The organism is Armatimonadota bacterium (assembly GCA_022563855.1).
Classification (GTDB): Bacteria; Armatimonadota; Fimbriimonadia; order Fimbriimonadales; family Fimbriimonadaceae; genus JADFMN01.
The window spans coordinates 380069-393475 of the sequence record JADFMN010000001.1 but is presented as its reverse complement, the minus strand read 5'-3'; the positions used below and the strand labels follow the sequence as shown (position 1 = coordinate 393475).

Below are 13407 nucleotides of genomic sequence, written 5' to 3'. Positions count from 1 at the left end.
TGTCGTCGTCGTATACTCCAGAGAGGACCGCAGGGAAATGAGAAAGCTCTATTTCGCCGTATTCGTCGTCTCGTTGCTGACCGTCGCGTGCAACAAGGACGCGGAACCTGAGCCAGTCGCCGCCCAGCCGGACTTCACCGGCAAGTGGGAGGGCCACACGACGATCACCGACGAGGATATCGACGTTATGCACGAGATGTACCCCGAGGGCGACCGAGACGCGCTCGAGAGGTCGATGCGCAAGAGCCAGGCAATGGTCTTTCGGCTCGAACTGAATGAAGACGGGACGATGTCTATGGGCGTAATCGGCGTCGCGGTCGGCATGTATAAGGGAACCTGGGAGCTGAGCGAGGACGGAGATTTGATTACGGTCTCTATGCTGAGCGGAGAGACGATAACCCGAGCTGGGGTCGTCGATCCTGTGACTGGCGAGATCCAGGAGACTGAAAGGATAGACCCCGGTCAGCCCGAACCGATGATGCGCCTCAGGGTCGTAAAGGACGGTCAGTCGCTGATCGTGACCGATTCGGTGCCGGGAGCCGGCAGGATTACGTACACGAGGCCTGGAACGGTCACGATGGAAAAGTACGTGCCCGATGACCCGTTCACCTATGCCGCGAACGGCGACGTCGCAGACTTCGTCGGAGAGTGGGACATGAGCTTCGAAGGGATTGACGCGATGTGGGACGGCATGCGCGGCATGACGAGCGAAGAGGACGTGCAGAAGATGTTGGACGAATTCGGGAGCGCGAAAGGCACCTTGCAGATCTTCGACGACATGACCTACCGCATGATCGATGGCGAAATTGTGCAGGAGGGCAGCTGGACGCTGAGCGAGGATGGCGCGACCGCGTTTCTCGAGCTGCCCGTTACGGAAGAAGAGGCCGCACAGATGGAGGCCATGGGGTACGACATGAAATTTGAGCTGCGCCTGACCGAGGATAGGACAACCCTCGTGGCGCATGACATGACCGGCTTCCGCGGCCCAATCATGAGCTTCAAGCGTCAGTGACCGATCCAGCCCGATGCTCTGTCAACGTACAAAAGGCATGGACATGAAACGCACTCACGCGCTACTCCCGGCGATCGCCGCTCTAACCGTATGCTCGTCGGAGTAACCAGCGTCCAAAGGCGTCGTTGCCGACGGTTTCAAGACCCGTCCCGCCATCCCTCCACACTCGCAGTGTGGAGGGTAAAAGTGTTCCCCGAGGGTTTGTCCCCCTGTGCCTCCCGGCTTAAGGGGTTGAGGGTTGGGCGATGCAAAAACTCCACCCCGGAAGAGGGTGGAGTTACAACAGATACCGGCCGACCGATCAGCTTACGCGGCAGATTTGCGACGACGGCGCGCAACAAGAGCGGAAACGCCTGCTAATAACGCGATCATTGTCGCTGGTTCAGGCACGGGCGTCACCGTCATGTTGTCCCAGACTAACGTGTTCGGGAAAGGACCGCCAGATACTCCTATGAAGTAGCTGATGTCCGGCGCAGACAGCGTCAAGCTGGCTGGCCTGTCCATCAAACCGTAATTCATCGAGTTCGTGTCAACGACCGCGTTGGACGAATTGTACGCTGTCACAGTCACTGTGCCATCGTCGTCGACACCTATATCCCCGAACTGCACAGTAAGCAGGGTCAAATCAATCGAGAAGTCGACGCGGATCGCTACCCTTGGGTCGCCACCGCCCACGATCGACCTTGTGCCGAATGTTGAAAAGTTAGTAAAGCTACCAAAGTCGAGAACGTCGATGGTCCCTCCGACGCCGGTGCCCGTCGCAGTGATGCCGCTTACCGTCTGCGAGACGCTAGAGAAATTCCCAAGACCTAAGTTTTCCCAATCGAAAACTTGGGCAGATGCGAAGGATCCCAGACTAAGAAGGCTGGCAGCGATCAAGATTCGTGTTTTCATGTTGTCCTCTCCCGGCCGATAATCGAAGCGACCTCAGATGAGTCTGTACGCCCTGCACAATAAAGTACAGTGTGGCGGCACAATACAGGCATTTTTGCTAGGCGGAGTCCAACGGTTCTGCCGGATGCATATTTCATGGGGCATGATGCGCCGGGTCGTCGCGGCTGACGGTTTCAACGCCCGTCCGCTCATCCCTCCACACTCGCAGTGTGGAGGGTAAGAGTGTTGCCCGAGGGTTTGCGTCCCGTCCCTCCCGGCTCAAGGGGCGGCCGCAAGACAGCGCGGCACCGCAAATTCACTTGGAATGCTTGCCCGCGCTTGGCTCTCGCTACTGCGTCGGTCACACTGCTGATGAAGCCCGATTCGTCCGGGCAACGCTCCCGCCCGGAGCGGAGGATGATGATATGAGAACAAAACTAGGATTCGTTCGCAACAAGTACGCCATCGTCTCGGCCGTCGCCATAGCCGCAGTGATCGCCGCCTGGGGGCTCTACCCGCGCGAGGCCGCTGCGCAGAGTTTCCCGTCGCCTCAACCCTCGCACTCCAGCGGACACATCACACTGAGACCTGGGGAATCCGTCCGAATCGGTATGTTGTTGCCGGCTGTCGAGCGCCCTAGGGAAGCAGGAAGAATGGTCGTGACTGACGGCAATGGACACGTCATGTTCGATGTGCATGAACCGCTGGCCGACTTGACACCGTTCTATGACATCGCATACCACGAGGACCCGGGCACAAGGAACGTGTTCGTCTTGACCGATGGCAAGTCTGGACGCGAGCTTGGCGTCGCTCCCAGCGACGACGGGATTCTGATTGCACTGCTGATCCCAGCAGTGCAGCATCCTCGCAAGTTCGTCCCCGCCCACGGGGCGAGCGTCCAACTGTTCGGCACCGACGGCTTTACCCTTAGCGTCGAACTGTTCTTCGACAGCTATTAGCGTGGCGTAGCGTTCGATCCAGCGCGCCTGGCAGCTCATGGGCTGGACCTCCGTGAGCTGTTTCATACCGCCGTACGGAGTGGGCACGGCTGACGGTTATCCTGAGCTTCTCGAAGGACCAGTCTCAAGGGTTTGTCCCCCTGTCCCTTCATCCCTCCACACTCGCAGTGTGGAGGGTTGGCCGATTCGTTGCATACTATCAGAGAGTGCGAAAGAAGAGGAAGGTCTGGTGGATCGTTGGTGGGGTGGGGTTCGTCGTGCTGTTCATGTTTGCGATGCTCGTCATGCGAGTGAACTCCGCCGACGCGAAGATGACGGCAACGCTCGAAGGGCTCGCCGCGCGCTATGGACTGGAAGTTTTTCCTCTCTATGCAATCCGTCCCCCCAGGTTCATAGGTAACGTCTACCAGTCTCCCGAGCTGTCCGAAGCTGACATCGATGAGATACTGAAGACGATTGACGACGCCTGCCAAGACTGCGCTGTTCGTCCCCGCGACCGAAAGTTTGACGACTTTGGATTGAAGTCGTTCTATACCGGCGACCAGTACCAGTCCATTCAGGAGATTACTATTGTCGGAAAGGATGCCTTCGAACCGCATTTTAAGGGCCAGTCTAGCGGAATATTAGTAGCCAGGAGAACCCCAACCCTGGTTGATCGGATCAAGAGCTGGTGGCCGTGGTGAGTGATGCGCGGGTGGTCGCGGCTGACGGTCATCCTGAGCTTCTCGAAGGACCAGTCCCGAGGGGTTGGATTGCGCGGGCTTTCGCGCTAATCCTCGGTTTCTTTGACCGCAGCGTCCGAGGAGCCTTTCACCAGGTCGATGACGTGAAGGCAGTCCTGCTTGTTCTTGTACGACTCGCCGGATGCGATGATCTCGCCGTTGTCGGCCTTCAGTCGCCAGCGCCATTCGCCCCTGACATCCTTGTAACAGTTGAATACCATGTTCGAACCTCAAGCCAGAGAGTACCTGGCACCCTGATGCAAAGTGGACCGCGCGGGGTGGGCGCGGCTGACGGTTTCAAGACCCGTCCCGAGGGCGAAGGCCTGTCCTGAGCTTGACGAAGGATCCCCCTGTCCCTCCCGGCTCAAGGGGTGGAGTTCTGGGTGCGACATGACGTATACTCCGGTGACGAGAACAGGGATATGAGACTACTCTTTTACGCCGTCTTCGCTGTTTCCGTTCTGGCCGTCGCATGCGACAAGGATTCTGAGCAAGTCGCCGCCCAGCCGGACTTTACAGGCAAGTGGGTCGGCCATACGAAGATCAGCGAAGAGTATATCGACGTCTTGCACGAGTCGTACCCCGACGGCGACCGCGAAGTGCTAGCGAGGACCACGCGCCGAGACTACGCGAGAATCGTACAGTTCCTCGAGTTGAACGACGACGGGACTGCGTTGATCGGAATCGACGGAGCTCCCGTCGAAACAATGAGCGAAGGGACCTGGGAGCTGAGCCCGGACGGCGAGTCAATCACGATCTCAATGCTGAGCGGTGAGATCTCCGAGGGATCTTCGACGTACGACCCCGTGACAGGCGAAACAATAGTCACTGAAGAGAAGATTACGCCCGGCACGCTCCAGCCGCGAATGAGCCTCGAGATTTCGGTGAACAGGCAATCGATGACGGACTCAGCGATGAGTGTGGGCAGCGTCATCTACTCGAGACCTGGATCGGCTGTGGTAGAGATGCCCGTTCCTGACGCCCCGTACACCTATGCGGAGAGCGGGGAGGTTGCGGATTTCGTCGGCGACTGGACTTTCCGGTTCGATATGGACGCATATTGGGCCGACATGCGCGGGATGTGGAGCGAGGCTGAAGTGCAGAGGATGAAGGAGGAAGACGACAGCGAGACGGACAGTTTACAGCTCTCGGACGACATGACTTATCGGTGGTTCGGGGACGGAATGCCGTTCGGCACCTGGGAACTGAGCGACGACGGCGCGACTTTGCTTCTCTTGCCACCCCTTTTTGCGGTAGAGGCCATACAGATGGAGGCCACGGAACTCGACGCCATGACAGCGAAGCTGCGCCTGACCGAGGACGGGACGACCCTCGTGGCGCATGATCCGGCAAGAGGCGGCTTTCCGTTCATGATACTAAAGCGGAAGTGACCGATCGATTCGGCACTGACGGCAGTGCGTAGCGGTCGCGGCTGACGGTTTCAAGACCCGTCCCGAGGGCGAAGGCCTGTCCTGAGCTTGACGAAGGATCCCCCTGTCCCTGTCGGCTCAAGGGGTGGGGGGTCTGTCGTCTACGGAACGATGATCCAGACGGTCTGATCAAAGCTGATCAGCCAGGGGAACGACAGCACTATGCCCGCTTCCTTGTAGCTGACCCTGGCCTTCATCTGCTTCGTACCTGCCTGTATGAACCGCCCCGGATCGACAGCGATGCTCACTTCCACGATCGAGTCTGCCAACGTCGCAATCATAAAGTCAACTTGCTCGTACGAGTTAGTGTCGTAGTTCCACAGCTCGATCCACTGCCCGATGTTGTTGATCTCGGCGTGGGCCTCAACTCTGAACCGCAGCTCGGTCGGTGTTTCAGTCGGAGCGGTGCCAACGACGATGAGCTGCACTTGGCGCTCAGCTTGGTTCAGCGTAATCCCTGGCAGCACAGTTATGAAGCTGTCGTCACTGTCGAATAGGTCGCTCAGTACGCCACCTGTCTGCGAACCACGGAAGAACGAGAAGCTGTCGGGCAGGACGGTCTGCTCCGGCCCTGGTGCTGTTATTTCTACGTTGAATGCCGTCGACTGCCCTGAAGGAATCGAACGATCCCACTGAAATGCGCCTGTGAAGTCAGCACCTCCCCACGGAAAGCCCGAATTGTCCAGATTCGTGATGTCCCCGTCAAGCAAATCGGATCGCAAAGTTGGCCACTCAGCCGCCTGGTAAGCGTCCGCGCCGACGCCTTGATAATTTATGACGTCACCCGTAACGGTATCCGTGATGGTCATGACGTCTCCTGAAATGGTCGCGATGTCGTCGACGAAGACACCGCTCACGTCCCAGTCCGAATAGTTGAAAACACTGATCGTCATGTCTGTACTATAGTTGTTCGTTATCACCAGCTCCTGCGTTACCGTCGCCTCGCCTGGAGAGCCGCCATCGGTCAATACGGTCGTCAAACGAGCATCGAAAATGGGGGTAACGTTGCCACGGACATCTACAAACTCGACTACCCATTCCAGGACTGCGGTATTCCCTATATACGATTGGCTGACGTTGGGCGGAAGGGCGAATTCGTTTTCGAACAACGTTTCGCCTTCTCCGTTGTTGACGCGATAAAACCACCAATTCAAAGGTAGGTGGTCAACGGTGCTGTCAGGCTGGAAGTCAGTCCCGGAGACGGAGTCGTACGCCCATCTTGCGTTTCCGTCAGTGATTTCGCCCTGAGGCCACACTGTAACAGTGAGCGCAAGAACGCAGAACAATCCAAGAATCTTCTTCACAATATAATCTCCTCACAATTCCAAATACTGTCCGGAAGCACGTTCCTCCAGAATTGACTCGTAGTCTATCACGACATGAAAAGAACTGTTCTCTAAATTGGTGTTCGAACCCAAACCCCAGCATTAGTACTAGGTATCCAGTGAAAAACACCGTGCCTCACATGAACCTATGGACCGGCGCAGTAGGCACTCAGCGCTGACGGTAATCCTGAGCTTGACGAAGGACCCGTCCCGAGGGCGAAGGCCTGTCCTGAGCCGGACGAAGCAACGAAGGATCCCCCTGTCCCTCCCGGCTCAAGGGGCGGAAGATTCGATGCATACTAATAGAGTGAGAAAGAAGAGGAAGGTCTGGTGGATCGTTGGCGGGGTGTTGGCCTTCGTTGTGCTGTTTGCAGTCTGGTCGTACAATTTCTATGTCGACAGCCAACGGCAGTATGCTCGCACCGCTCTGAATATGGTGCGAGCCGAACTTCGGACCGAACTGGCGGGGAGCAGCCGCAGAACCACTTCGGTTCTTCGAAAGAAGATTGAAGAGGAGACGGGCGACATTCAATCCTTTACCGTCGACGACGCGTACCCGCTGATCCTCTGGCATTCTGTTTACGTGGACGGATACCTCAAGGCGGACACCGGTGAGTATTGGTTTCGTTGCTGGGTGGATCGCGGCGATATAACGCTTGTAGCCGTCATGCCGCTTTCAGACGGGCGACAAGACGATTCCGTATCAAGTCAGTGACCAAGGATTGGCTGCCCTGGTGAGTGATGCGCGGGGTGGGCGTGGCTGACGGTCATCCTGAGCGAATGCCTGTCCTGAGCTTGACGAAGGATCCCCCTGTTCCGCCCGGCTCAAGGGGTGGCGGTATTCAAGGCCGACCGCATACCCGCCGGCACCAGAGGCACGCGCCGTGTTAGACTGCACGTATGGCAGTCGCACGAGTAACCGAAATCAGTAGCACTTCCTCGACGAGTTTCCAGGATGCAGTCCAAGTGGGCATCGCCCGAGCAACCAAGACCCTGCGGGACGTCCAGGGGGCATGGGTTAAGGAGATGAAAGTCGACGTTAACGATGGGCAGATCACGAGCTATAAGGTGCACATGCTTGTGACCTTTATTCTCGAAGAGTAGGGGCAACGCTGTGTGGTAGGATGGCGGCCGTCTTGGGTCTGTGCCAATTGGCGTTGCCCCGACTGACGCGCGGGGTGGTCGCGGCTGACGGTTTCAAGACCCGTCCCGAGGGCGAAGGTCTGTCCTGAGCTTGACGAAGGATCCCCCTGTCCCTCCCGGCTCTAGGGGTGAGTGGTTTCGGCAAAACTAAGACTCCAACCTGCGAGAGGATGGAGTTGCTGCGGATTTTGGGAGCCCGATCTGCTTACGCGGCGGAATTGCGACGTCGGCTCGCAGCGAGGGCCGCGAGACCGGCACCAATGGCGATGATGCTTGCTGGCTCGGGCACGGGAGTTACAGACATGTTGTCAAAGGCCACGGAGTTCACGATGGAACCGTTGGTACCCCCGACGATGTAGCTAATGTCTGGCGCGTCCAGCGTCAGGCTTTCGATACCTGTATTAAAGCCAAAAGCGAATGACTCCTGGTCGACCTGCACGTCCGAGGAGTTGAACGCCGTGATCGTCACCGTACCGTCGTCATCGTTGCCGCCGTCACCGAACTCCACTCGCACCTGGCTCAAAACCGCAGAGAAGTCGACGCGCAGCGGAACTCGATTGCCGCCTGCGCCGCCGTCACCGTAGATAGAGCGCGTTCCGAACCCAGCAAAAGCAAACGTCATGTCAAGAACCTGGACGTTCGCGCCGACGCCGGTGCCGGTCGCGGTGATGCCGCCGACCGTCTGGACGACGCTCGAAAATGACCCAAGTGACAGGTTTTCCCAGTCGAAAGTCTGTGCGCTCGAGATGGCGCAAGTGGTTAGTAGTAGCGAAGCTAGTGCAAGACGGGTTTTCATGATCGTAAGGTGACCGACAAGGACTGTGGTCAATCTGCAATTATGAGCGCCGCAGTCGTGCGATGTATAGACTGCCCAGGACAACCCGGCAATTCTGCCGGCGGCCTAGTCCCGCGCGTGTGCTGTGTCGGGCGGAGCTCTTGTTGCTGCGCCCAGGCGGGCGCGGCTGACGGTTTCAAGACCTGTCCCGAGGGTTTGTCCCCCTGCCCTCCCGGCTCACGGTGTGGGGAGTGCGGGTGGAACGCCGAGCATGGCGCCCGGTAGTCTCGCCATCACGCGCCCGCGCTTTTCATGAGGCCCAACGTGAACAGCAGTGCGGCGACCATCGCGGCGGCGGTCCGAACGGTGTTCCACATCGTCCACCGGCTCAAGTAGTGCGCCCAGACTTCGCGTGCGCCGGGATCGGTCGCAGACACTGCGGCCAGTTGGTCGTTCAGCGGGATGTTGCCGAGGATGGTAACGACAATCGTGCCCACGAGGTACAAGATCGCCCCTGCCAAGAAGTAAGGCGCCGAGGGACGCCCCCAGTCTGCCACGGCAAGCCCGCCCGCACCGAGCGAAAGCAACGCTGTCCCGAAAAACGCGCCCATGAACCAGGGGTTGATCACGACGACGTTGATCGACTGCATCGCGGCGATGCCCTCTGCCGGTGGCACGCGGCCCAGGGCCTTCATGATGAAGCTCGAGAACGCGAAGAAGACTCCGCCCACAAGGGCGGAACCAAGCAGGGCCGCCGTCCCGACCATCGGTATGAGCTGGTTCATTTCTCCACTTTCGTTCGATGTTCTGACGGTATGTTCCACACACCAGCGGCGGCGATCCGGCGCGCATACTCGGCGAAGTCCACCGGCTCGCGACCCAGCGCTCGACGGACGCCGTCGCACACGTTGGCGTTCCGACCGTCGAGGACGGTGGCGAACAGGTAGTTCAACAACCACGCGACGTCTTCCGGCAGTCCCATCTCCGCAACGCCGGCCGCAAAGGCCTCGGGCGGGATCTGGACGTATCGGATCTCGCGTCCGGTGGCGCCGGCGATCTCGTCCACTGCTTCGGCGAACGTGAGCAGTCGGGGACCGGTCAGTTCGTATACCTGGCCTGCATGGCCGTCTTCGGTCAGTGCGGCGACTGCGACGTCGGCGATGTCGTCCACGTCGACGAACGGCTCCCCGACATCCCCGGCTGGGAGAGCGATCTCGCCGCCCAGCACCATCGGGAGAAACGGCCCCTCAGAGAAGTTCTGGGAGAACCAGCTACAGCGAACGACGGTCCACTCGATGTCCGGACGCTGGATGATCAGCTCGCACGCCTGCGCCTCCTCTTCGCCGCGACCGGACAAGAGCACCAAGCGTCGGACGCCTTGCTTCACGGCCTGGTCGACAAAGGCGCGGATGGAGTCCGTCGCCCCCGGGATGGCGAGGTCGGGTGCGTAGACTATGTACGCGGCCGTAACGCCATCGAGCACGGCGTCCCAGTTGCTTTGATCGCCCCAGTCGAACGGCGTGTCAGACTGCCGCGATCCCTTCCGCACTTTATGGCCTTTCTCTGAAAGACGCTGGACGATTCGACGACCAGTTTTTCCGGTGGCACCGAGAACGAGTATCGAGGAGTTGTTCATGAGGTCACTGTCCGTGCTCGTCTGTCATGGCTGACGACCATGATTCAAGCATACCGAAGGTACGTCAGAAACTACACATACTCTAATACTGTCGATCCAGAAAGATCGAAGCTGGGCGCGGCTGACGGTTAACCTGAGCTCAGCCTGTGCTGAGCCGGATGAAGCATCGAAGGATCCGTCCCGAGGGCGAAGGCCTGTCCTGAGCTAGGCCTGTGCTGAGCTTGTCGAAGCAACGAAGGATCCCCCTGTCCCTCCCGGCTCAAGGGGTGTAAGGTGTGGGTTCGACCGCGTTTGCGAACAGGTCGCTCACGCCCTCGAGCAATATGTGTCGAACAAGCGATGAAGCCGGAGCCAAGGCTCAGGCTCTGGTATCGTAAAGTCATGACATTCGATTTGGAGGATTCAACATTATTTGGAAACGAGGCCGCCGAAGATGAGGACGCAGCTGTCTTCGACGCCTACTTTCTTCGACGATCGGATTACTCCTCTTTTGGATCCAACGAGCATAAGTTTCTTGTCGCACGCGCATACAAAGGTGAAGGTAAGTCAGCGATACTTCGCGAAGCCGAATCAACGATCGCAAAGAGCCACCCTGCATCGCTGAGGATAGTGACGACTGCTGCAAATATCGCGGTGGCGCCTGACACTCAGTCACCTGATGATTGGGTTCGGGCTTGGAAGCATTCGATACTGGAGCGTGTAGCTCAGGAGGTGGGTACCAGAATCGGCTTTGCGCTGGGCGATGACGCCATTGGCCTCGTTGAAGAAGCCGAGAGGGCCGGGTTCAGAGCGCGAAATCTTGTAAGTACAATCCTTGATCGCGCGAAGCCAAAATTGAAGGACTTTTCACTCGATCTGCGCAAATTGGGAATCCCATCGCCCAGCAGGGTCCTCCAGCGATTTCCACGCGACTATCCGATCTGGCTCTTCATCGACGATGTAGATCTCAACTACGATAACTCCGATAGTTCGAAGGCAAAAATTGCCTCCTTGATGACGGCATGTCGCCAACTCGTGAATCTGCTTCCTGAACTTCATATTCGAACGTCTATACGGCCTAATATTTGGGTCATCATTAAGAGGGAAGCTGAAGCAATGTCCCATGTGGAGCAATATATGGTCGATCTCACGTGGCAGACCGTTGATCTTCGCAATCTTCTTGCCGAAAGGCTGAAGGGATATCTTAAGCGGACGAATCAAGGCTTGGGACATTTTCAGAACAAGAGCAGGCAACAGAATGAGGAGCAACTCATCGCCGAGTTGTTTGAGCCCAAGATGCCGTGGGGCGGAGTTGCGGACGGAGAACAACAGACGAGACCACCACATGTCGTGCTCGGCACTCTCAGTCGCCAGCGCCCTAGATGGTTGATTGAGCTTTGCAAAGAGGCAGCAAAATTTGCTAGTCGAAGGGAAAGTTTGACAATCACGTACAAGGACATCACTAGGTGCTTGGAATCGTTTGGGGAGCGACGCGTCAGTGACACGATTGTTGAGTTCCGCTCGATGTGCCCTGAAATAGAAGAAATCCTCACAGCCTTTGCGAAGCAGGCCGAAGACTACAAGACTGACGAACTGATAACACTCATTGAGAAGAGGATACTGACACATGTCAACGTGAAAATATCCGGCTCTGTCGGTAATGCGAGCGCCATTAATATAGCACAATTCCTATTTCAAATAGGGTTCATTACAGCTAGGAGGCAGGAGAATGGAGGATATCAGCATTATAGCTACGTTGACAAACCGGAGCTGTTGAAGAGCCGAACGAGTGTTGATCAAGGACTCGCTTGGGAGATTCACCCCGTCTTCCGTCAAGTTCTCCAAATTCGCGATCCCTCGGGCACGAAGTATAGGCGCTCGAGTCGACGATAGCTAGTGCAATTCGAGCGATAAATTACGAGCCGCACACCACGGCACTCAGCAGCGAGCTCAAAGCGAGAAGCCGTACTGGTAGACCATCTTCATCGAAGCGATGAATAGGACGGCGGCGAGCACGCGTTGTACGGTGAGCGGCTTTAGCTTTTTCGCGCCGATCGTCGCGCCGAGCAGCGCTCCCGCCAATCCCGCGCCGTCAAACCTCGGCGTTGAAGATGCAGCAAACACAGGGTCGAAGTGCGAGGGTCGAGGGTCGAGGGGCTAAGTGCGAGGTGCAGGGGGAAAACCTGCTGAAAGCTTAATCGAAAGAACGGCAGTAATGCGAATAAGCTGGGTCAAGCGAACGGCAGGTCGCAAGCCGTTTGCCGAAAGCGCAACATCAAATGCGTTCCCTCTCCGATGGCCCGTCTTGGCCGGCGGGCCAATTTTGTTGGCAGTTGGCTGTTGGCAGTTGGCAGTTACACCGCGAACCCGTACTGGTAGACCATTTTCATCGAAGCGATGAACAGAACTGCGCCTAGAACTCGTTGCACGGTGAGCGGCTTCAGCTTTTTCGCGCCGATCGTCGCGCCGAGGATGGCGCCGACCAGGCCGGCGAGGAGTAGGTGCGGCAGGAAAACCGACGGCTCGTACTGCTCGGTCGAGACGCGGCCGAGGATTCCTGCTCCGGAGTTGACCAGAATGAACAGCGCCGAGGCCGCGGCGGTCTCCTTCGCACCCGCCCAGCCGAGAAGAATGATCAACGGACTGAGGAATATCCCCCCACCAACCCCGACAACGCCCGAGAGCAAACCGATCACCACACCGAACGCCAGCGCAGGAACGAGAGGGATCGGTCGCTCCTCTGTCCCCGACTTCTTCCGCATGACCAAGCGGATCGCCGCGAACAGCAGCACTGCGGCCAGAACGAGGAAGTAAGTCGCCTCCTCCAGTTTGAATCGCCCGCCGACGAACGCCGCAGGGATCGACGTGATCAGGAACGGCCACACGATCCGCCACTGGAAATGCCCCTGCCGCGAATAGGCGAACAGCGCGATGCCCGCGACGAGTAGGTTCATTGTCAGCGCGGTCGAGGATACGGCGACTCCCGAGAGGGCGGTGAACCCTAGCACGGCGATGTACCCCGACGCGCCGCCGTGGCCGACCGACGAATAAAGCGCCGCCACAGCCGCGATCATCACTAGGAACGGAGCCAACTCGGCGAGCGTCAGCGCGGCACCTTCCGGGCTAGCGGTATCAAGGGCTGCATTTTGCCCCATCCGCCGCGTTCAGCCACTCCGACTCGCCGTCTTCGTAGATCTCCTTTTTCCAGATCGGCACTCGCTTTTTGACTTCGTCGATCACGTACTGGCAAGCGTCGAACGCTGCGCGCCGGTGCGCGGACGAACACGCGACCAACACTGCGACGTCGCCGATCTGCAGTTTCCCGACGCGATGAACACAGAGGACGGACTCAACGTCGAACCGCTTCAGCACTTCTTGCAAGATCTTCTCTCCCTCTTTGACCGCCAGCTCGTTGAACGCTTCGTATTCCAATGCCTCGACTGTGCGCCCCTCGTTGTGATTCCGGACCAGTCCAGTGAACACGACCTGCGCGCCAGCTGACGGGCCGGGCGCATTCGGCGGATCGATCGGCTGGTCGGTTATTCGAAACACA

At 58.2% G+C, this 13407-nt stretch carries 16 protein-coding genes; 7 read left to right on the top strand and 9 right to left on the bottom strand.

Translation table 11 applies throughout. The features are described 5' to 3' along the window. The first annotated feature begins 37 nt into the window (after nucleotides 1-37). Nucleotides 38-1012, top strand: a complete 975-nt coding sequence (locus IH944_01890) for a hypothetical protein (GenBank protein ID MCH7903301.1) — start codon at nucleotides 38-40, stop codon at nucleotides 1010-1012. 306 nt (nucleotides 1013-1318) lie between these two features. On the opposite strand, the gene IH944_01885 is transcribed toward IH944_01890, so the two are convergent. Continuing rightward, entirely contained in the window at nucleotides 1319-1906 is a 588-nt protein-coding gene (locus tag IH944_01885; protein MCH7903300.1) for a PEP-CTERM sorting domain-containing protein, read from the bottom strand. Between the two features lie 404 nt (nucleotides 1907-2310). Here IH944_01885 and IH944_01880 point away from each other — a divergent pair, with 404 nt between their 5' ends. Continuing rightward, nucleotides 2311-2844: a hypothetical protein gene (locus tag IH944_01880; protein ID MCH7903299.1), complete on the top strand. Its 534-nt coding sequence runs from the start codon at nucleotides 2311-2313 to the stop codon at nucleotides 2842-2844. 206 nt (nucleotides 2845-3050) lie between these two features. Next, the gene (locus tag IH944_01875) at nucleotides 3051-3527 is read left to right on the top strand and encodes a hypothetical protein (GenBank protein ID MCH7903298.1); all 477 of its coding nucleotides are present in this window, start codon (nucleotides 3051-3053) and stop codon (nucleotides 3525-3527) included. A gap of 86 nt (nucleotides 3528-3613) precedes the next feature. Here the strand turns inward: IH944_01875 and IH944_01870 are convergent, their stop codons facing one another. Further along, nucleotides 3614-3787, bottom strand: a complete 174-nt coding sequence (locus tag IH944_01870) for a DUF1508 domain-containing protein (GenBank protein ID MCH7903297.1) — start codon at nucleotides 3785-3787, stop codon at nucleotides 3614-3616. 201 nt (nucleotides 3788-3988) lie between these two features. On the opposite strand from IH944_01870, the gene IH944_01865 reads away from it, so the two are divergent. After that, nucleotides 3989-4957, top strand: coding sequence for a hypothetical protein (locus tag IH944_01865; protein MCH7903296.1), 969 nt, complete (start codon nucleotides 3989-3991; stop codon nucleotides 4955-4957). Nucleotides 4958-5097: 140 nt separating this feature from the next. On the opposite strand, the gene IH944_01860 is transcribed toward IH944_01865, so the two are convergent. Then, a complete protein-coding gene (locus IH944_01860) occupies nucleotides 5098-6300 on the bottom strand; it encodes a hypothetical protein (GenBank protein ID MCH7903295.1) in 1203 nt (400 codons plus the stop codon). A 328-nt stretch (nucleotides 6301-6628) separates the two neighbouring features. On the opposite strand from IH944_01860, the gene IH944_01855 reads away from it, so the two are divergent. Further along, nucleotides 6629-7036 (top strand): hypothetical protein, encoded by a 408-nt coding sequence (locus IH944_01855; protein MCH7903294.1) that lies wholly within the window; start codon nucleotides 6629-6631, stop codon nucleotides 7034-7036. 185 nt (nucleotides 7037-7221) lie between these two features. After that, nucleotides 7222-7425: a dodecin domain-containing protein gene (locus tag IH944_01850; protein MCH7903293.1), complete on the top strand. Its 204-nt coding sequence runs from the start codon at nucleotides 7222-7224 to the stop codon at nucleotides 7423-7425. 244 nt (nucleotides 7426-7669) lie between these two features. Here the strand turns inward: IH944_01850 and IH944_01845 are convergent, their stop codons facing one another. The 3 genes from IH944_01845 to IH944_01835 all read right to left on the bottom strand — a co-directional run bounded on the left by IH944_01845 (nucleotide 7670) and on the right by IH944_01835 (nucleotide 9875). After that, a complete protein-coding gene (locus IH944_01845; protein ID MCH7903292.1) occupies nucleotides 7670-8293 on the bottom strand; it encodes a PEP-CTERM sorting domain-containing protein in 624 nt (207 codons plus the stop codon). A 239-nt stretch (nucleotides 8294-8532) separates the two neighbouring features. Next, nucleotides 8533-9024 (bottom strand): DUF1772 domain-containing protein, encoded by a 492-nt coding sequence (locus IH944_01840; GenBank protein MCH7903291.1) that lies wholly within the window; start codon nucleotides 9022-9024, stop codon nucleotides 8533-8535. Beyond that, the gene (locus tag IH944_01835; protein ID MCH7903290.1) at nucleotides 9021-9875 is read right to left on the bottom strand and encodes an NAD(P)H-binding protein; all 855 of its coding nucleotides are present in this window, start codon (nucleotides 9873-9875) and stop codon (nucleotides 9021-9023) included. Before IH944_01835 ends, IH944_01840 begins: the two co-directional genes overlap by 4 nt. A gap of 381 nt (nucleotides 9876-10256) precedes the next feature. Here IH944_01835 and IH944_01830 point away from each other — a divergent pair, with 381 nt between their 5' ends. Further along, nucleotides 10257-11747, top strand: coding sequence for a hypothetical protein (locus IH944_01830; protein ID MCH7903289.1), 1491 nt, complete (start codon nucleotides 10257-10259; stop codon nucleotides 11745-11747). 57 nt (nucleotides 11748-11804) lie between these two features. On the opposite strand, the gene IH944_01825 is transcribed toward IH944_01830, so the two are convergent. From IH944_01825 to IH944_01815, 3 genes are all read right to left on the bottom strand, one after another. After that, entirely contained in the window at nucleotides 11805-11978 is a 174-nt protein-coding gene (locus IH944_01825) for a hypothetical protein (protein ID MCH7903288.1), read from the bottom strand. Nucleotides 11979-12208: 230 nt separating this feature from the next. Further along, nucleotides 12209-13009, bottom strand: a complete 801-nt coding sequence (locus IH944_01820; protein ID MCH7903287.1) for a sulfite exporter TauE/SafE family protein — start codon at nucleotides 13007-13009, stop codon at nucleotides 12209-12211. Continuing rightward, on the bottom strand, nucleotides 12987-13406 hold the full coding sequence (locus tag IH944_01815; GenBank protein ID MCH7903286.1) for a molybdenum cofactor biosynthesis protein MoaE: 420 nt from the start codon (nucleotides 13404-13406) through the stop codon (nucleotides 12987-12989). Before IH944_01815 ends, IH944_01820 begins: the two co-directional genes overlap by 23 nt. Nucleotide 13407 lies beyond the last annotated feature (1 nt).